The organism is Nitrosomonas sp. Nm132, assembly GCF_900100485.1.
Lineage (GTDB): Bacteria > Pseudomonadota > Gammaproteobacteria > Burkholderiales > Nitrosomonadaceae > Nitrosomonas.
The window spans coordinates 18,647-36,660 of record NZ_FNDH01000026.1 but is presented as its reverse complement, the minus strand read 5'-3'; the positions used below and the strand labels follow the sequence as shown (position 1 = coordinate 36,660).

The 18,014-nt window shown below is 45.5% G+C and carries 18 protein-coding genes; 5 read left to right on the top strand and 13 right to left on the bottom strand.

The features are described 5' to 3' along the window. Window positions 1–441: 441 nt before the first annotated feature. The 4 genes from BLP80_RS10045 to BLP80_RS10030 all read right to left on the bottom strand — a co-directional run bounded on the left by BLP80_RS10045 (window position 442) and on the right by BLP80_RS10030 (window position 4,902). Entirely contained in the window at window positions 442–714 is a 273-nt protein-coding gene (locus BLP80_RS10045) for a hypothetical protein (protein WP_090542851.1), read from the bottom strand. 116 nt (window positions 715–830) lie between these two features. Beyond that, on the bottom strand, window positions 831–1,340 hold the full coding sequence (locus BLP80_RS10040) for a DUF1269 domain-containing protein (RefSeq protein ID WP_090542849.1): 510 nt from the start codon (window positions 1,338–1,340) through the stop codon (window positions 831–833). 976 nt (window positions 1,341–2,316) lie between these two features. Then, window positions 2,317–3,348 carry a cytochrome-c peroxidase gene (locus tag BLP80_RS10035; protein WP_090542846.1) on the bottom strand — a complete coding sequence of 344 codons (1,032 nt, stop codon included), beginning with the start codon at window positions 3,346–3,348 and terminating at the stop codon, window positions 2,317–2,319. A 210-nt stretch (window positions 3,349–3,558) separates the two neighbouring features. Further along, window positions 3,559–4,902, bottom strand: coding sequence for a hypothetical protein (locus tag BLP80_RS10030; protein WP_090542844.1), 1,344 nt, complete (start codon window positions 4,900–4,902; stop codon window positions 3,559–3,561). Window positions 4,903–5,168: 266 nt separating this feature from the next. Here BLP80_RS10030 and BLP80_RS10025 point away from each other — a divergent pair, with 266 nt between their 5' ends. Further along, the gene (locus BLP80_RS10025; protein WP_090542842.1) at window positions 5,169–5,549 is read left to right on the top strand and encodes an exosortase system-associated protein, TIGR04073 family; all 381 of its coding nucleotides are present in this window, start codon (window positions 5,169–5,171) and stop codon (window positions 5,547–5,549) included. Between the two features lie 206 nt (window positions 5,550–5,755). Here the strand turns inward: BLP80_RS10025 and BLP80_RS10020 are convergent, their stop codons facing one another. The 7 genes from BLP80_RS10020 to BLP80_RS15925 all read right to left on the bottom strand — a co-directional run bounded on the left by BLP80_RS10020 (window position 5,756) and on the right by BLP80_RS15925 (window position 10,531). Then, the gene (locus tag BLP80_RS10020; RefSeq protein ID WP_143002268.1) at window positions 5,756–7,066 is read right to left on the bottom strand and encodes an MFS transporter; all 1,311 of its coding nucleotides are present in this window, start codon (window positions 7,064–7,066) and stop codon (window positions 5,756–5,758) included. Between the two features lie 403 nt (window positions 7,067–7,469). After that, window positions 7,470–7,916, bottom strand: a complete 447-nt coding sequence (locus BLP80_RS10015) for a hypothetical protein (protein ID WP_090542840.1) — start codon at window positions 7,914–7,916, stop codon at window positions 7,470–7,472. A 245-nt stretch (window positions 7,917–8,161) separates the two neighbouring features. Then, window positions 8,162–8,662, bottom strand: a complete 501-nt coding sequence (locus tag BLP80_RS10010) for a hypothetical protein (protein ID WP_090542838.1) — start codon at window positions 8,660–8,662, stop codon at window positions 8,162–8,164. Between the two features lie 161 nt (window positions 8,663–8,823). Further along, on the bottom strand, window positions 8,824–8,985 hold the full coding sequence (locus BLP80_RS15665) for a hypothetical protein (RefSeq protein ID WP_176754332.1): 162 nt from the start codon (window positions 8,983–8,985) through the stop codon (window positions 8,824–8,826). 392 nt (window positions 8,986–9,377) lie between these two features. Continuing rightward, the gene (locus BLP80_RS10000) at window positions 9,378–9,890 is read right to left on the bottom strand and encodes an Hsp20/alpha crystallin family protein (RefSeq protein WP_090542835.1); all 513 of its coding nucleotides are present in this window, start codon (window positions 9,888–9,890) and stop codon (window positions 9,378–9,380) included. Between the two features lie 39 nt (window positions 9,891–9,929). Beyond that, a complete protein-coding gene (locus BLP80_RS09995) occupies window positions 9,930–10,328 on the bottom strand; it encodes a nitrogen regulation protein NR(II) (protein ID WP_090542833.1) in 399 nt (132 codons plus the stop codon). Then, window positions 10,325–10,531, bottom strand: coding sequence for a DUF2934 domain-containing protein (locus tag BLP80_RS15925; protein ID WP_090542830.1), 207 nt, complete (start codon window positions 10,529–10,531; stop codon window positions 10,325–10,327). The genes BLP80_RS09995 and BLP80_RS15925 overlap by 4 nt, the downstream gene beginning before the upstream one ends. 252 nt (window positions 10,532–10,783) lie before the next feature. Between BLP80_RS15925 and BLP80_RS09985 the strand changes: the two genes are divergently transcribed. Continuing rightward, the gene (locus BLP80_RS09985; protein ID WP_090542828.1) at window positions 10,784–13,276 is read left to right on the top strand and encodes a cation-translocating P-type ATPase; all 2,493 of its coding nucleotides are present in this window, start codon (window positions 10,784–10,786) and stop codon (window positions 13,274–13,276) included. A gap of 79 nt (window positions 13,277–13,355) precedes the next feature. On the opposite strand, the gene hpf is transcribed toward BLP80_RS09985, so the two are convergent. Both hpf and BLP80_RS09975 read right to left on the bottom strand, forming a co-directional pair. Further along, window positions 13,356–13,904: a ribosome hibernation-promoting factor, HPF/YfiA family gene (gene hpf / locus BLP80_RS09980; RefSeq protein WP_090542826.1), complete on the bottom strand. Its 549-nt coding sequence runs from the start codon at window positions 13,902–13,904 to the stop codon at window positions 13,356–13,358. Between the two features lie 37 nt (window positions 13,905–13,941). After that, entirely contained in the window at window positions 13,942–14,391 is a 450-nt protein-coding gene (locus tag BLP80_RS09975; protein WP_090542824.1) for a CBS domain-containing protein, read from the bottom strand. A 487-nt stretch (window positions 14,392–14,878) separates the two neighbouring features. Here BLP80_RS09975 and BLP80_RS09970 point away from each other — a divergent pair, with 487 nt between their 5' ends. The 3 genes from BLP80_RS09970 (at window position 14,879) to BLP80_RS09960 (ending at window position 17,719) form a co-directional block, all read left to right on the top strand. Beyond that, window positions 14,879–16,390, top strand: a complete 1,512-nt coding sequence (locus BLP80_RS09970) for a PAS domain S-box protein (protein WP_090542822.1) — start codon at window positions 14,879–14,881, stop codon at window positions 16,388–16,390. Continuing rightward, on the top strand, window positions 16,387–17,004 hold the full coding sequence (locus BLP80_RS09965) for a response regulator transcription factor (protein WP_090542820.1): 618 nt from the start codon (window positions 16,387–16,389) through the stop codon (window positions 17,002–17,004). The genes BLP80_RS09970 and BLP80_RS09965 overlap by 4 nt, the downstream gene beginning before the upstream one ends. Before the next feature lie 139 nt (window positions 17,005–17,143). Beyond that, window positions 17,144–17,719 (top strand): nitroreductase family protein, encoded by a 576-nt coding sequence (locus BLP80_RS09960; protein ID WP_218120422.1) that lies wholly within the window; start codon window positions 17,144–17,146, stop codon window positions 17,717–17,719. Window positions 17,720–18,014: the final 295 nt, after the last annotated feature.

The following is an 18,014-nucleotide window of genomic DNA, read 5'->3' as shown; positions in this document are numbered from 1 at the left end:
GCACGACTAAAGCAGTATCGGGCAATAGCAACACGATACGACAAACTCAAGAGAAATTACGAAAGTATGGTAGCTATCGCGTGTGGATACCTGTGGCTACCTATGTCAAATGTCAACAGACCCTAGAAAACTTTCTAAAATTATGAGGGGATAGAAGCATCCCCTCATTGTTAATTTGACATTTAGCTCACTCAGTACACTGACATTATCCCAGCCAATATGGTCAGATTGTACCTCCTGCTAGCGTAATCGATACATTGAGGACCAAAGTTGATGACAAAATCTTCACCTTCAATAAGAATATCTGTAATAAAACTAACCAGATGCCCCTTTGACATCAAGCCAAGGTCAGTCTATCGAATACCAACAAATCTCCCTCCAGCAAGCTAGAATCTTCAATACACAAATGTTCAACTTCATGGAAAACAACATATTTCCCTCTTATCCACCACGACAATCTTCCCCTTCCCGTACAATGATAAAATCATCACCACTCGTACGGCAATCTTCCCCTTTACGTACCACGATAAAATCATCACCACTCGTGGGAGAAAATCTGAGCATCTCGGTAAGTTTGAGCGTGGCTCCAGCATTGAGTCCAAAAACAGTAGTTACCTGGTCATTTTCAATATCCAGCTGGAAAACCTTATGGCCCCCACTATTGGATGAATCATCGTTAACGTCATGATTAAGATCATCATTGATCAAACTCATCATCGCCTCCTTTTATGTGTCAACAAGCGCTACTGGAATCAAAGCTCTATTTTTTCCTTTGACATTAGATCTCAGATGATTTTCACAATCAGATAATGCTCCTCTTGATTATTACTTTAAGGAAATGCAGGTATTTTGGGTTCTGTACTTTCGATTTCCACCTCGGGCAGATGTTGTTTTACACGCTCCTCGATCTGATCCACTCGATCGGATGGCACATCAGCTAATACCAAGAAATGGCCTGCTTCTATCGCGTCTTCGAACTCTTTAATCCGTCTGTTGCCCACACTCATTCCTACCAAGCCACTTACCCATGCACCAATACCCGCACCTGCAAGCGCAGTTGCAAGCAAGATACCACCTGCAACTACTGTTGAAGCAGGAGGAAGAACGACGGCAACCAGTCCAGCAAGCACACCTGTCGATCCACCAAGCGCCATTCCTTGCTGCACCGCCGGAATAAAATCACTCTTCTGCAAGAGACTGGCTTCAGGCAGCTCCTCGAGCGGAGTGCCGCGCTTGGCAATTACATGAATGTGTTTCTCTTCGACTCGCGCTAAAAGCAGTTCGTCAACGACACGCTTAGTCACACCAATGCTGGGAACAAGAAAATAGATTCGTCGCATGATAACCTCCTAAAATTTAGGTTAATCAATACTACTCGTGTTTAATTGCATTATTCGCTACCTACTTTTAGGTAAGAATTTCATTCATAACAAATAGTTAATTCAAGCTTTACCCGACCAGCTCAATAAGCAAAACAGAGCTGATCGGTATCTGAAGCGAAGCAAAAGCAAAGGATCAAACCAATCCCACTCCCTTGCATTAGAATGCTAAGAGATAACAGATAAGCAGGCAATAATGCAAATGCATACAATTGTTATCCCTCAGTGGCAGGAACATCAAAAAAAACTGCCCATGTGAAGCGGCTGCTTCGATTGTTTTTGCTTGACCAAGATCTGAAAGAATTAAATGGAGGAAAGGCACAATATCGATTTTTCGGAAATCAAAAGTTCTACAAGTGATAACTTTTGGTTATTTGACTTTTGTATATCGATGGTAAGATTAGTTAAGTAAATAATCTAAGGGAGACCTTTGCAAAAGTCCTTTTCTTGGTTACTAATTCATCGTTTTGATTAATATTATATTTTTGAAAATAGGGTTTTGCAAAGGTCTCTAAGGATAGATTCCGCATCAAGAGAAAGCCAACAAACATTATGGCCAGCTCATGTTTAAATATAATATGCTGTCACTTTTAGGCAGTACTAGCTTATTACTCTTTTAAGAGATTAACAAAAATAAGCCTGGCCTAGCCAGATCAATAGGAAGGTTTCTTTGAGAAAGCAAAAGAGCCGCTACCTCGCTGCAATTTATCGGAGACAACAAGAGCGACATATGGCGACGGCTCAGGTAATTTCAGCTATATGGGTAGTTTCTCGTACTATTTGTTGGTAGAGGAAGAGTAGTATATAACACCATCCTTTCAAGAAACAATTGCAAGTGACTGATTATATGAGATATAAAAATTAGCGCGCCTTGTATCGAGCCATGCTATATACCCCCTCTTCTGCTCCACATATCATCCAACCCAATTTTCCAGATTTATTCCTTATCTTTATCGGTCAAGGATCCTAAAAATGCTTTCACATCTCTAATAAACCCATCGCCAACTTGTTGACCAAGTTGATGCTTTGCCATCAATCGAATCACTTCATCGAGTGTTTCAATGGAACCATCATGGAAATAAGGGGCTGTTTTAGTAATATTTCTAAGGCTGGGCACTTTAAATACTTTTTTGTCACTCTCGATCCCGGTAACCTCATACCGCCCCATATCAGCCGCTTCATAAGATTCGACAAGACCTAATTTCTTGAATGAGTTACCGCCAATAACGGCGCCATTGTGGCAATTGATACACCCCATATGGATGAACTTTTTCAGACCTCTTTTCTCATCCTCCTTCAGTGCATTTTCGTCACCCTTAAGAAAATCATCAAACCGGGAAGGCGTGAGCAGTGTTCGCTCAAAGGCCCCAATTGCCTTACCCACATTTTTGTACTGGAAGGGATCCTTCTCATCTTTAAAAGCTTGCGGAAAAAGATCTTTATATTCATCGATTTTCTTCAATTTGTTGATAACGGCTGCTTCATTCGGCATACCCATTTCAACTGGATTCAATATTGGGCCAAGCGCTTGTTCTTCGACATCCTTCGCGCGCCCATCCCAGAACTGGGCGATATGTAGCGCTGCATTAAGTGTGGTTGGAGAATTCCTGCCGCCGCGTTTACCTTCATGACCTGGCGATGTCGGCTCATTATCCACACCGAACTTATTGAGCTGATGACAAGAGTTACAAGCAATCTTATCATTGACTGAAAGCCTCGGATCCATGTAAAGCATCCTGCCAAGTTTGATCAAAGTTGCATTCTTTTTCTCATCGATAATCGAGGCAGGCAGTGGCTCAAAAAATTGCTTCAGGGTGGTTGCATCCAACCCGTGGCTATTACCATGCATACCGCCATGGTGCATTCCTTCATGATGACTACCATCGTGCATTTTACCTTGATGACTCTGTCCACCTTGGGCGTATACATGGGTACTTAAAACAAGTGCCAGAAATAAGATCAGTTTCATATAACCTCCATTTATTATGAGTAGGTAAGTAGGTAGAATACCAGCCATCATTACCGAATAAGTAAGCGGCAAACTTATATCTCAGGAAAATCATTACAAAGCTGGCCGTTGCTTATTTGATCCAATGGCAAGATTGGTCACTTCATTGTATACCCAACCCATATTTCTTACATCTCCAACAAGCACGTTCAAAAGATCTGATCAAAACAATTACTTGGCAATGGTGATGGGTAAGCCAAGGGGTTTTGCATCAGTAACTGTCATACGGAATAAAATGTAGAGTAACTGGAAAGCATTCATATTCCAGTGAGCGTTTGGCCCCACCATGTTTACTGCATAAAACTGACCATGCGAGTATGCTGACAGCACGTTTTTGGGAGGCTGCGTGCCTGAAATGATTAATTCCAACGTACTGAATGGATTCTCATCCCTATCAATAAGCGGTGTGCGCGGATCTTTCTCGACATGGTATTCCGGCTCTTCCCCAAGCGCATGGCTGAGAAAATTGAGAATGGCATGAAAGCTCCTCAAACGAAAAACACCTCTGATCGGCCACTCTCCTCCTGGGTACCCCGGACGAATATCAAAAGCAACATCATTTTCAACCCAAGGATTGGTCAAATCATATAAATCTGTACGTTCTTCACAACACAGAGTATTAGGATCATAGTTAGTGATGAGAATAGGCCCCAACGCTTGTTTGCTAAGCGTATAAGTACCTTCCTCCTGGCTATAGCGGACAGTAAACTCCTTTTCTAAAGACTGAAAGCCTTCTGCTGAAACAGCACTTGCCGGGATAGTCCAGCTACGCTCAAATATCAACGGTTCCGCATACAGTTGCTTCTGATCCTGAATCGCTGAGAGATGGAGCACGACGCGACGGAACATCTCGTAGTCAGCTCGATCCGATGGGTTGTTATGATAGGTGATTTGTTGCCGCAGACGGAGACGGCGCTCCTGTTCCTTATTATCTGGAGCTGGCGTATTGTTATAGTCAGCCTGACGCTCTGTATCGCGATGGAAGTGGTAACGATAACCTGGTCGTTCCTCAGCATCCTTGTTGTGAGTAGCGTGAGCATTGATAGGCTGCTCTGGATGCTGTAGTCTTACTTCCTGCGCCATCATCCGCAGCATCATGTCCACATCAAAGTGTTGTCGAAGCAACAACGTTAGTTTGTGTTGGTCGAATGGAGTGAGGAGTCGTCGAGTAAATTCTTCACCTGAGATTGGATCAATACTGAAAGTAGGGTTTTCAGAAATACTACCGCCAAATATCGGGACCAGCATGCCCCCCCTATCCCCTGTTAGGGCAGGCGTAGCACCCGCATTTGCACTGAAATTGAAAGTAGCCGCAATAGCCGATACTCTGGTGAAATGGAGAGGTTGATGATGCTGGGCGCGGGCAATATTGACGAGTAACTGCTTGGCATCCGCATTGACAACAGCTTCATCATAAGCCATCACCGCGCGGTTGAGCGTGATGGGTGATAAACAACCGGAAAGTGCAAAAATAAATAAGACACACAAATGTAAGCGACATATTAGCTGTTTCATGGATGATGTGATGCGTGTGGCTATCGACTCAAATTTAGCATTTTGCAGTAACACAGATACGGTGCAATCAGTAATGCCTTGTTATACAAAGATTCTATAAGAAGCCCGAGTAAAGAAGCAGTCTTAACTTACGTTAAGATTTTCAATGTAATGAAAAGACGCTAGATTGATTGCACATTTCTAGTGTACATATCTTCTTGATAAGAATTAAAATCAGCATGAATCCCTAACAACACACTTAACGCCACACATCACAGGAGAAAGCAATGAAAAAATTAGCAAGACTGCTTCTGTTACTCTCTGCATTATTCTTTCTATCATCTCAATCGGCCATAGCGCAAAGCTATACCATGTATGGTGAGAGAATGGAACAGAGTTATCCAACCATGGCGGGTGAAAAACTCATGAATGGTATCGTTAATGCAGCGACTGGTTTTGTGGAGCTTCCCAAAACGATCATCCTGACCAGCCAACGCGATGGTGTACCCTATGGTTTAACGGTGGGACTGCTCACTGGTCTTATACATACAGTTGGCCGTACAGTATTGGGCGCATTGGATGCTGCAACGTTTTTCATTCCTACGCGCCCAACCGTTTACCCACCCTATATCTGGCAAGATTTTGATAGAGAAACGACTTATGGCTGAGCATCAAGCTGATTAACAGCTTAACAGGTCGTTAAAACGAAGGGAATAAGTCCATCACGACCGTTTTTACGACCTGTGGTGTGTGAGAAAATAGAAGATCGAAAATACTTCCAGCTTCTCTTCATGAAAGCATTTATCAATCTTGAATAGTTCTGATCAATTATTCAAGATCCCAAAATAAAAGCCCCTAAAGAATTATTATTTCCCTATTTCTCAGGACCATGCAATGCGGCCTCTTGTCCCCGCTGCACGTTCACCTGCGTTAGAATCACCAAGCCAATAAGAAAATAGCTACCTGTTATCAGCATAGCGAGACGATGATCGCCGTGTGATATCCAACTGACCAGGCCATAGGTAATTGGGCCCAAGATAGATGATGCCTTTACCGCCAATCCCCACAGTCCGAAGAATTCCGCGCGTCGGGAAGAAGGGCTGAATAATCCGACCAATGCCCGTCCGGCAGATTGGGAGGCGCCCAGGCACAAACCAGCGATATTGGCGGCCAGCCAGAACATAGCAGAACTCTCAGCCATCCAGGTCAGCAAAATCATAATAATCCAACCAATGAGCGTTAGTCCAATAGTAGGAATATGACCTAATTTATCCTGTAGGTTACCAAAGACAAATGCGCCCAGCGCAGCGGTAATATTGACCAATAGGACTAGCAATATCGTGTCACTCGTGTTAAATCCCATCGCTTGCTGAGCATAGATTGCTGCTAATGCGATCACTGCCTGGATACCTGCCTGGTAGAAAATGAGGCAGGCCAGAAAACGCGCCAGATCCTGGTAATAGTGGACATGTTTGAGTGTGTCGCCCAATCGTGCAACAGCCTCCTTTATGACAAGATTACCGACAAGATGCGGCTGCGGCAACGCTCGTTCTTTCAGGTAAAGAAAGGTAGGGATACAAGCCATGGCAAAAATGGCTGCAGTTATCAACATCGTGACCGGTACAAATTGACCTGCCTCTTGTCCTTGATCTTGCGCCCATGTCACATAAGCCAGCGAGCACCCGAGACTGAATAAACCGCCTATATAACCTAGACTCCACCCCCACCCAGATACCTTCCCCAATGCCTTACTTTGCGCCAATTCGGGCAGAAAGGCAGCTATCAGATTTTCACCACTACCAAAGAAAAAGTTGGTAAGAATAATGAGTATGATTGCTAACCACAAATCACCCGGCCCAGCAAAGTAAAGTAATGCTGTAAACAGAACACAGCCGACCGTTGTCAGGAAAAGCAAGCGTTTCTTCGTAGCATAAGCATCGGCATATGCGCCTAGTGCTGGCGCGGTCAGAATAATGAGGATATAAGAGACTGCCAATGACGCTGTCCATGCAAATGTTCCCCAATCCTGATCACCCGCCACAACCGCCACAAAATAGGCGTTGAAAATAGCGGTGATAACGACAGTAGTATAGCCAGAATTAGCAAAGTCGAACATTGCCCAGGACCAGACTTCGCGCCGACTTACACCTTCAGAGAGATATTGTGATTCTTTCTTCGGAGTCATGTAAAAACGATATAGATTTTTTCTTGCAAGAGTTTTTGCAGCACCCATTATCGGCCGAAAATTGATTACAAGACAACAATCTCACCTGCACGCTATTGCATTATCGCAAAATTTGGCACGGGCATGAATCCTTAGAAATTCTAAACTTCAGGAGTAACAGGAGCTAAGAAGATTATTCTCTGCCGACCCAATCAACATTGATCCCCTTCTATCCCGCCAAATGCTGGTATGCTAACGATGAGGTCTCGTAAGCCTGCCGAATTTGAGCGATCGTAATAAACCATGAAGGATAACGGAAGCAAATTTTCACGATTCTGAGACGCATAGCGGGATAACTAAAAATCGGGGGAATATGAGCCGCTATTCCCACTACGCAATAGCTTATCTCAAACCCGATAGCCTCCTACGCCCACCCGATATTCAGATCCGGTAACACATCAGCATGCTGATGCAATCTTCGATTAGCTGAGCGTAGGATACCCAGCAAACAGATCATTTGAGAGCGGAATTCCTCCCCAGAAGTCAGCCGGTACCACTCATCGCCATCTGGATCTTCTTCATCGAGACTGCGCCAGAAGAGATTATCGAAGCTCCTGTAAGAAACGGGCCGTCCCGCAAGCAGCTCACTCTTGATTTCATCAATCCAAGCATGACGCCTGCTGATCAAACCTTCAGCACCTTTATGAACGACAACGGAAAGATAATCATAAAGATCTATCGTATTGCCAATCTTAGCAAGTTCAGGAATTCGCTGCCCGGCCATGACATCGCTAACCAGGTCACGCAGGGCTATTGTTGAAATCTCAAGACTAACACCTGTTTTCAGTAAATGAATTTTATCGATATACATTTTCAGAAAAAATAAACCGTCACTAATCAATTATCCGATTAGAAATTTTTACTAAGGTTCATTTTTTATTGAAAAAGGTGTTGCTCATAAAAAGAAAATAATCTCGCTAAAGTATCTTGAGGTACTATCGCGAGCGACTGGAGCACAAGACTCCGTGCAGCGAATCCTCTGACATACCCTACTGCTAGACGAGGAATCAGCAAGAATGCGACGCTGCAATGCGGCTATGTGGCAGATTTTCAAGCTTACTCGTAACGTAAGAAATTTTCTGCCAGCGCCTCTTCACCATATCGTTCAATTAGCGTATCAATCTCTGCAAGTAGCCCGTCGTCTTCATCTTCATCCAATGCACCCTCACCAACCAGCCTGGCTAGCAAGCCTGAAAAAATAGCTTCTTTTATAGCACCCAATGTGGGTGGAGCCTGCCGATTTTCATCGTACATGACAGCCTCAATCACTCGGGAAAGCGGTTCACTGGCGGCATCCTGGACGAAGTCTATAGCCAAGGCTGTTTCACCAAACTCATCAATCAATCCGTCTAACTCATCAAGTAACGATTCATTGACATCAAAATGATGCAACTGCTCTGTTTCAGTAAAGGCTGCGGGCAACAAACCAATGACAAAAGTACGAATTGTAGCAAGTGTTATAGGCGGATCAATGTCTGCATCATTGAGCCGGCTTTCAATCAGCGCGGACAAATTGGGGCTAACCCGGGTAGCAACATCAATGGGATTACGGATCATGCTGTTTTCCTTCTAGTAAGTGTAAAAACTCTAATAATCAGCATGCCTATCATAGACATGATCGCTGTTTAAAACCATATCAATACGAACACATGCACTATTTCTTGTGGAAGATCGAGCAATTTTCCGTCGTTGTACACTCTCTTGAGTAAAGTCCAGCATTAATAACCCTGCCCTCCATTACCTGACTCCATACCCCCACCGCCTGAGCCCATACCACTCCCTCTAGGAGGAGGCTCATCGGGAAGGTTGATGCCACGCTCCACTGCCTGTGCTTTCATGCGCTTGTGATGCTCTCTGCGAAGACGTTGCTGCTGTGTCATAAGCTGCCCTCCCCCTAGATGTGCTCTTGGTCTTGGGCGCGAATTCTTTCCTGGGATTGGACTGAGTTAACCGACAGCATCAAGAATCCAGCAGAGAAAAATAGAACACTTATCACAGCAGATGAATTCAATATGCTCTGTTTTACCATCGACTCCTTTAACCTGAATATTTCATAAATTCGCGTGATGATCACGCAGAATTTTGATTAATAGGGAAGTTTTGAGAAGGAGGGGTGTAGTGATTCATACCCCCGACTGAGCAAAATCTTTCTTATTAATCAAAAGACAAGTGAGGGCATGTGCCAACTTATGAAATGTTCGGGTTAAGCGTATCAATGCAGCAAATTGTATACTCACACCCGATATTTCGAGATGCAAGCATCCCCAAATGATTACTCCACGGTGATGGTGCGCCGCTTTGAAGATTCCACTTTCGGCAAGGTAATTTCCAGAATGCCGCTCTTCAATGATGCTGTCGTTTTAGAAGTGTCTACTGCGCCGGGCAGCACTACTGAACGCGAGAATGAAAAACTGGAAATCTCGCGCTTGTGGTAGTCACCTTTTTCTTCTTTCACTTCACTGGTGGATTGACCTTTAATCGTCAGCAGATTGCCGGTGAGAGAGATATTCAGGTCTTTCTTCTCTATGCCAGGAATTTCAGCGCGAACCAGGATTTCGTTATCACGATCAATCACATCCAAATTTGGTGAGCGTTGGCCTTCCCATTCAAACAGATTATCCGGCATCGGCATGTCGCCCCATCGCCATAACGAAGGCCAGCCACGCCTGAAAAAGCGATCAAAAGCGCGCTCCATTTCAGTGATGGGTTGGATGGCAGCTGCTTTAGTTTTTGCTTCTTCTTTAGTCGTTGTGACAGGAACATTTTCTTTATTTTCTTTTGACATGGTAACTCTCCTTTCTCAAATGAAGAAACTTCTGATTTTTTAATGTAAGGTATTTTCTTGATAGATCGGCTGGATCATGACAATCAGCCGGTGTAAACCGCAATCTTCCACATCGCTGAAAAAAAGTTTTCCTGCAAAATGCACCCCACTCATACTCACCACTTCAAAAGGGTGTCCTATGCGGGAAAGAAAGCGCAAATAGGGATTAGTCCGCTCTCCTTTTATCAGATCGATTTTCGCTAGCTTTGGTAATAACCTGGAGATACGTAGTCTTGGCAGATTCTTGGGCAAACCACCCAATAAATTCGCACCCGCCTCGTTGCAATCACGAATCAAGCCATCCTCAGAAAGTATCAGAACCGCGAACTCACCTTCATTCGTATTAGCCCTCGAGTTGGAATGATTTTTTACCAGAATTTTACCAGCCAACATACTCATTGTTGTTCCTCCGCTTCCGCATCCAGCCAATCATCCAGCTCATGTCCCGGTTGAAACCCTCTGGCTTGTGCTTTGTAATAAGCCGAAACAGCAATACGAGAGAAACGATCCCCCTCCATTTGCTCGCTATTGGATCCAGATCCGTTGCCTGTAACCAATGTTTTTTTCCTGGCACTCTTGGTAGGTAATTTAGTAGGTTCCAATTCCGCCTCCTTGTTTAGTAAAACAACCCAATAATTTTGGGCAAAAGATAAATGTGGTCTTACATTACTATGCTATTGACCATATTTGATAATTTATCGAAAAACAGAAGGCAATTAAATACGTGCAAACACGTAGTGATTATTCTTATATTCCATACAACAAGCTGCCAATCAGTAAATAAACTAACAATAAATCAGGAATCACCGGCAAAGAGATACAATGCTTGATACCTATTAAAGAAGCTATTTCTGATGCGCCGAGATATTCCTCTTTCCCGTTTCAAGAGCCTGCCAGAAGGTAATCAGGGGTTAACTTGCCTGGATCACCTTGAGCGTCAGAAGCAATATGGCCTGAACGATATTATCGAGAGCGGGATCAATCCCTGGTTTGAATTGGCCAGGAATACTTGCAAAGATCCGATGATCTGGTTTCTTATTGCTACCGGCCTTATCTATGCCGTACTGGGTAGCTACACCGAAGCAATCACATTACTGATTGCAATCGTACCCCTGATCAGTATGGATGCTTTTCTCCATCGCAGGACCCAGGCCTCAACTGAAGGTCTGAGCAGACAACTCGCACAAAATGCCCGGGTGCTGCGAGACAGTGTAGTGCTAAATATTAGTGCTACTGACTTGGTTCCTGGTGATCTGGTGCGCGTGGCTGCAGGCGAATCATTCCCGGCGGATGGCCTTATTTTGCAGGGAGATGATCTTCAGGTAGATGAATCGGCCTTGACCGGCGAAGCCATGCCGGTAATAAAACGCCCATTGGCAGCGCTACCCAGCATTGCAGACAGCCATGAGCACATTATCTGGATTGAGGGCGATCACTGGGGACTTGCGGGCACTCGCCTTCTCACTGGCACAACCGAGCTAAGAGTGGTGTTTACCGGAAAACAGACACTCTATGGTGAAATTGTGCAAGCTACGCTGACTGGAAAACAGGAGAAAACTCCTCTGCAGCATGCCATTGCCAGCCTGGTTGCCTTATTGATGGTCAGTGCCGGGATTATGTGCTTCATCCTTGCTGCAGTCCGGTTACACCAAGGTTATGGCTGGATCGATGCGTTGATCAGTGCAGCCACGCTGGCAGTGGCCGCATTGCCAGAAGAATTTCCAGTGGTATTCACGGTCTTTCTGGGGGTGGGGGTATATCGACTAGCCCGCCAGAAAGTATTGGTTCGCCGTAGTGTATCGGTTGAAAACATCGGCAGGGTTACTTGCGTGTGTTCAGACAAGACTGGCACGCTCACCGAGGGGCGCTTGCGATTGGAGCATCTGGTTCCTGCTGAAGGCATTGCCGAACAGGACCTGTTGTATTGGGCCAGCCTGGCCTCCCGCAAGGAAACGGGTGATCCTATGGACATGGCTATCCTTGAGCGCTTCAGTGAGCAGCCTCGTGCCATTACACCGGGAATTGTTCTGGCTACCTATCCCTATACTGAACAGCGGCGACGCGAAACGACAATCATCCGTTTGAATGAGCATATCACTGCCGTGAGCAAGGGATCTCCCGAAATTCTGCTTGAAATGTCCAGCCTCACTCCTGGCCAGCGATCTGTCTGGCTAGCTCAGGTTAACCGACTGGCTTCAGCAAGTCACAAAGTACTGGCCTGCCTGCGCTGGGATATAGGGGAATTCTGGGCAGGAGGAGAGCCTGACCAGAGTGGTTTTTTCGTCGGTCTGCTTGCCTGTGAAGATCCAGTTCGGCCGGGAGTCACCGATGCGGTACGCCAATGTCGCGAAGCGGGCATTCGAGTCATCATAGTCACCGGAGATCACCCTATCACAGCCGCGAGTGTCGCACGCGAAATCGGTTTGATTAACCAGTCAGATGGCGTAGTGCTAGGTGATGAACTGGTTATGCAACTCGAACAGGGCAATACAGCTATTCTTGAACAGCTATCCGTCGTGGCACGCGCGATGCCGATGCAGAAACTGTCGCTAGTTCAGGCCCTCAAGGCAAAAGGAGAAATTGTCGCCGTGACGGGAGACGGTGTAAACGACGTTCCCGCACTCCAGTCTGCTGATATTGGTATCGCTATGGGTGAACGCAGTACTCGCAGCGCACGGGAGGTTGCCTCCATCGTTCTGCTTCAGGATAACTTTAACATTATTGTGCGCGCCATCGCCGAAGGCCGGCAGCTCTTCCACAATCTCCAGCTCAGTTTCCAATATATCCTGCTGATGCACATTCCTCTGGTGCTCACGGCAATTCTCATTCCATTGATGGGTTATCCCATCCTGTATTTACCCATTCACATCGTATGGTATGAAACCATTATTCATCCCAGCGCACTGCTGGTATTTCAGGAATTGCCAACCCACGGTCCATTGAAACCCATCCGTAAGCGTCAAGCTGCTCGTTTCTTTTCGTGTGCTGAATGGAGTCTGGTTGCAATTATTGGCATACTGCTCACACTCCTCATTCTATGGAGCTATGACCGCAGTCTGTTTCCGGGTCAGGATATCGAACACGCCCGCACCATGGCGATGATTGCGCTCAGCTGCGCCAGCGCTTCTGCTACTGCCCTGTTAAGTGGACTACGCACCTTCAGTGCCTGGCTGATTACATGCTTAACGTTGGTATTCTCAGTATTGCTGGTACAACTCCCTTGGCTTGCTTCCTATCTTTCGCTTCAACCACTTCATCTGAATGATTGGTTAATTGCCGCAATGGGTGGTTTCCTCTGCGTCGCCTCGCCCATCATTCTATTTTCCATCCGGAACAGAATCAATTAGAAATCAGGCAGATAGACGGAGCGCGAGCACCACCCAACGCAATCACCAGAGCGTGTGCAGCAGATTTGTTCTCATGCGCTCACTCTGGCAGATGATGCTTACCAGCACTCACCCGCTTTGCTTGCGGACCCTCGGCCCCCATTTCCTCGATAAATTTGACTTCATCGCCTTCCTGTAATCGATCAAAGCTTGGATCAATCACATTGTCACGATGAAAATAACGTTCAACACTATCCTGCCCCGTGATGAAACCATAGCCTTCTTCATAAAAGATTCGCGTAACCTGTCCAATATGATCAATAACGTGAGTCTTGGTTTTAAGCTGCATACGACGTGCATAATCCTCAAGCTGACGCTTAGCCGCATCGAAAGCATCACGCAAGGCGACATAGGGATCTTCGTGATGATCACGGTTAACAACAATATCGCTACCGGGCACGCCGATATTGATACGCACATTGAACTCTTTTCCCTGTTGATGGTGCTTATGCGGCATTTCTACTACGACATGACAGGAAACAAGGCGATCAAAATAGCTTTCGAGCTTTTCCACTTTGTCGCGAATGTGCGCTTCCAGTGCATCGGATGAAGATATATCGCGTATAGTGATTTGTAGTGGGCTTTGCATGATAATGGTTCTCCTGTTATTGTGCTTCCCTTAAATGCTAGCGGCGAGTGCCCGCCTCCTTTTGCTGCTCGTGTGCCATGAGCTTAACGAGCGCATCGAGTTCCTCCGACAGCAACGCCAGCAAGTCATCGAGCGTAACAATGCCGATCAGATTGCTATCATCATCCACTACTGGCATACGGCGTACGCCTTTGATACGCATATACTGGATTGATTCAAACACACCGGCACTTTCCCTTATGGTAGCAAAATCAGACACCATGATATCGCCCACCGTGATAGTGTTAGGATTGAGTTCCGGTGCAATCACTTCCACGACCAAATCACGGTCGGTCACGATACCGACCGGCACCCGCTTCCCGTCTCTATCATCGACGACGACCACATCTCCGACATGGTGCTGACGCATCAGCTTAGCCGCTTGCAATACGGCATCCTCACGTTGGACAATGACAACCTCACGCTTGCAGATTTCACCGATAGACATGTTACTTTCCTCCTATCTGTAATTAATTGTCAAGATTGGATTGGTACAATAGTCACCCTTCGGCTATTTTATCAATACACCAATACACACTGTTTATTTAACATGAAGCGTTGCTGGATCACTAGGGAAATGTTGCTCTGGCTTTGGGTCGCTACCAACGGTAAAAGCCAGCGGCACAAAGGCCGCCACACCAAATGGATATTCCATTTCTAATCTCCTTGATAACGAATGGAACCCCTAAAAAGTGATTTAGCCGCGATCGCTGCAGCTATCACACATTTAATCTGCACTCACCTATTACATTTCTACTTTAGTGACTTTATGCCTTTGACGTCAACTGCCAGTCATAATCTACCGCAAAAAAAGAAGGGATTAAATACGTACAGATACGTATGGATACATCGTTGGCTGGTACTGACTATCACCAGATAATGGACGCAGACTATTTTTTTATCGTAGACTGCAACATATTCAGAGCACGAATCTAATGATTAAACATACTGTGACTGATTCATTTACATACCTAAGCTCACAAACACTGTTCCATGCGATGCCAGAAGCCATGCTTTTGATAGACGATGCTGGCCACGTCATGTTGTCGAATCCAGTTGCACAGAATTTGTTTGGCTATGTGGAAAATGAGTTACGCGGCATGAAAGTCGAACAACTCATGCCATCCCGCTACCGGGAACATCATCAGCACTATCGGGAAGTTTATTTCAGCAAGCCACGTAAACGCGCCATGGGTAATGGCAGGGATCTTGTCATTTTGAATCGCAGTGGTCAGGAGCTAAAGGTAGATATTGCTCTGAGTCCAATAGTTATGGAAAAAGGGCTCTATGTTCTGGTCACATTGACAGTCATCGATCGGCGTCGTCAGGCAGAGAAAGCGTTGCTAGCCAGCGAAGAGCGGTTGTGGCTGGCCAAACAGGCCGCGGCATTGGGTGTTCTTGATTTCGATTTCAAACACAATATGGTTCACTGTGATGAACGAATGCATGAGCTTTGGGGCAGCAGCCCAGATGAAATCATGACTCATGAGAAATTCCTCGCTGCAATTCATCCTAGTGACCGCGCAATCCACCAAGCTGCTTTCAATAGTGCTATCAATTCCGCTGGAAATGGTGAATACCATGCAGAGTTTCGTATCATCAATCCTGTTGATGGAACTGAGCGCTGGGTAGTCATCGCTGGACAAGTTCACTTTGAAAGTGCGCGCGCAAGCCGACTTGTAGGGACGGTACGAGACATTACCAAGCGCAAAACGCTCGAAAAAGAACTTCAAATCCATCGCGCTGAAACAGAAATACTTTTTAAGCAGCAAATAGCGATTCATACGGCTTCCGCCATTGCTCATGAGCTTAATCAACCGCTTACTGCAATTTCTGCCTATAGTGAAGTCGCGTTATGCGCGATGGAAAGTGGCACTTTCAACACTAACGAAGTAAAACATGCGCTTGAAAACTGTGTTAAACAAACTCAACGTGCCGGCCATAGGCTGCACGAGCTGGTTACCTTTCTACAAAAGGGCGAAATGGTTACTGAAGAACTGAACCTGAATGCAGTGGTAATGGATGCTTTGAAAATTGTACATAGCGATGGCTATAGCGATTTTCATCAAATACTGCAATTGGAACCCAACCTTCCCGTGGTACTTGCCAATCGTTTACACATACAGAAAACCCTGGTAAACCTATTAAGAAATGCCGTGGAATCAATGCGCGCAGCGAATATATCGCTTCCAGCAATTACTATCGCTGTAAAAACCTTGAAAGAAAAAAACTTGGTTATAGTATCTGTACTTGATACTGGTCCTGGGATTGACCAAGAAATAGTCAGTTATATTTTCGATTCCTTCTTCACAACAAAACAAACGGGGATTGGCATGGGATTGTCGATCAGTCGCGCGCTCATCGAAGCAAATGGCGGTCAACTCTGGGTTGATCAGGATGTCAGCAATGGCACCACATTTCACTTCACGCTACCTTTTGCCTCATGATTTCTCAACAGCCCATCGTTTTTATCGTGGATGACGACCCGGCAGTAAGGGATTCCTTGACACTCCTGCTCAAGCAGGAAGGAGTCAGCGTACAAACCTTTGAGAATGCAGAAACCTTTCTGAGCGCTTATCAACCTGATTGCAAAGGCTGCATTATCCTTGATGTACGCATGCCTGGAATAGATGGCATGCAGCTTCAGGAAAAACTGTCTCATTGCAATTGTATGATGCCCATTATCTTTCTGACTGGGCATGGCGATATCCCCATGAGTGTCAGGGCAATCAAGGCTGGTGCAACCAATTTTCTAACTAAACCGATTACCCGCGCAAAACTCCTTGACTCTATCCAATCAGCTTTTCTTGAAAATAAAAAACTGCTAGAAGCGAACCAACATAATCAGGACGCCATATCGCGCCTGACAAGCCTCACCAAACGTGAGCGCGAAGTTATGGAACTTGCTATTCAGGGATATCACAATAAGGAAATCGCCTCCCGTCTCGGCATTAGCTTCCGCACGGTAGAAATTCACCGATCCAATATCATGCACAAAACCGGTGCAATCAATTTACTTGATCTTGCACGTATTGCCTATGAAAGTGGATTAGGCTCATAAACATTATCCTGCCTCCTTATAGGCACAATGTCCCCTCTCCAGCAAGCAGGAAGATATATACGTATTTATACGGATAGTCTGTCGCAACGATTCCTGATACGGTAGCACTTACGAATCAACCTATAAATAGGAGTCTGCTATGCTAGAGACCCATGTTGAGATGACTGTTTTTGAAGCTATTTTGGCCAGACGATGTGTTCGTAGCTATACCGCGCAGGCAGTCAGTCTGAACGCTATTCACATACTACTTGAAGCAGCTGTCCATGCACCCACGGCACTGCATGAGGAGCCATGGGCATTTGCTATTATCCGTGATAAGCAACTATTAAAAGACATTTCAGATCGCGCCAAACCCCTGTTTGTCCAGGAACTCCAAGGGACAGGCCGCGCCCCTGGCTGCTTTACGGAACCTAATTTCGACATTTTCTACGGAGCGAGCACGCTGGTTCTGATTTGCTCGAAACAAACAGGGCATTTCGTAGCAGCGGATTGCTGGCTAGCAGCTGAAAATCTGATGCTGGCAGCATGTGCCATGGAACTGGGAAGCTGTGTGATCGGTGCTGCATTGACTGCTTTAAATACGCCAAACATCAAAGTCAGATTAAATATTCCGGAAGAATTTTCCATCATTGTACCGATTATCCTAGGTTACCCAAGTGGCGACACACCACCCAGTCCGAGAAGGAAACCCCTTATTCTAACTCTAACCAGCTAGCTGATTGGGCTTATTGTAGGCTATCTCTACTCCCTTATGAATCCAGGAACTCATCGAGAGTTGAGCGATCATAGCCGAAATCAAGCAAGCACTTGATGCACGGTTAAAGCGCAAGACAGTCGCTGCTGATCTACGTACCGTCGTCCATCTTACCACTACGATGAGGGATGCTGAGAAACGATTGATGAAGTTTTAATCTCTTCAGGTTTAATTCCTCACCGCTTGTGAAGCTGTTTTGAACCGATTTACAATTTTGTTTGAGGAGCGAATGCTTAACCCGAATATTTCATAAATT

Excerpts from the sequence above, each read along its gene's own strand:
- BLP80_RS10035 (WP_090542846.1), bottom strand. The coding sequence starts at position 3,348 with ATGAAACTGATCTTATTTCTGGCACTTGTTTTAAGTACCCATGTATAC.
- BLP80_RS10000 (WP_090542835.1), bottom strand. The coding sequence starts at position 9,890 with ATGTCAAAAGAAAATAAAGAAAATGTTCCTGTCACAACGACTAAAGAA.
- BLP80_RS09975 (WP_090542824.1), bottom strand. The coding sequence starts at position 14,391 with ATGTCTATCGGTGAAATCTGCAAGCGTGAGGTTGTCATTGTCCAACGT.
- BLP80_RS09995 (WP_090542833.1), bottom strand. The coding sequence starts at position 10,328 with ATGAGTATGTTGGCTGGTAAAATTCTGGTAAAAAATCATTCCAACTCG.
- BLP80_RS09965 (WP_090542820.1), top strand. The coding sequence starts at position 16,387 with ATGATTTCTCAACAGCCCATCGTTTTTATCGTGGATGACGACCCGGCA.
- BLP80_RS10020 (WP_143002268.1), bottom strand. The coding sequence starts at position 7,066 with ATGACTCCGAAGAAAGAATCACAATATCTCTCTGAAGGTGTAAGTCGG.
- hpf (WP_090542826.1), bottom strand. The coding sequence starts at position 13,904 with ATGCAAAGCCCACTACAAATCACTATACGCGATATATCTTCATCCGAT.
- BLP80_RS10010 (WP_090542838.1), bottom strand. The coding sequence starts at position 8,662 with ATGATCCGTAATCCCATTGATGTTGCTACCCGGGTTAGCCCCAATTTG.
- BLP80_RS09985 (WP_090542828.1), top strand. The coding sequence starts at position 10,784 with ATGCGCCGAGATATTCCTCTTTCCCGTTTCAAGAGCCTGCCAGAAGGT.
- BLP80_RS09960 (WP_218120422.1), top strand. The coding sequence starts at position 17,144 with ATGCTAGAGACCCATGTTGAGATGACTGTTTTTGAAGCTATTTTGGCC.
- BLP80_RS09970 (WP_090542822.1), top strand. The coding sequence starts at position 14,879 with ATGATTAAACATACTGTGACTGATTCATTTACATACCTAAGCTCACAA.
- BLP80_RS10015 (WP_090542840.1), bottom strand. The coding sequence starts at position 7,916 with ATGTATATCGATAAAATTCATTTACTGAAAACAGGTGTTAGTCTTGAG.
- BLP80_RS10030 (WP_090542844.1), bottom strand. The coding sequence starts at position 4,902 with ATGAAACAGCTAATATGTCGCTTACATTTGTGTGTCTTATTTATTTTT.
- BLP80_RS10045 (WP_090542851.1), bottom strand. The coding sequence starts at position 714 with ATGAGTTTGATCAATGATGATCTTAATCATGACGTTAACGATGATTCA.
- BLP80_RS10025 (WP_090542842.1), top strand. The coding sequence starts at position 5,169 with ATGAAAAAATTAGCAAGACTGCTTCTGTTACTCTCTGCATTATTCTTT.
- BLP80_RS15665 (WP_176754332.1), bottom strand. The coding sequence starts at position 8,985 with ATGACACAGCAGCAACGTCTTCGCAGAGAGCATCACAAGCGCATGAAA.
- BLP80_RS10040 (WP_090542849.1), bottom strand. The coding sequence starts at position 1,340 with ATGCGACGAATCTATTTTCTTGTTCCCAGCATTGGTGTGACTAAGCGT.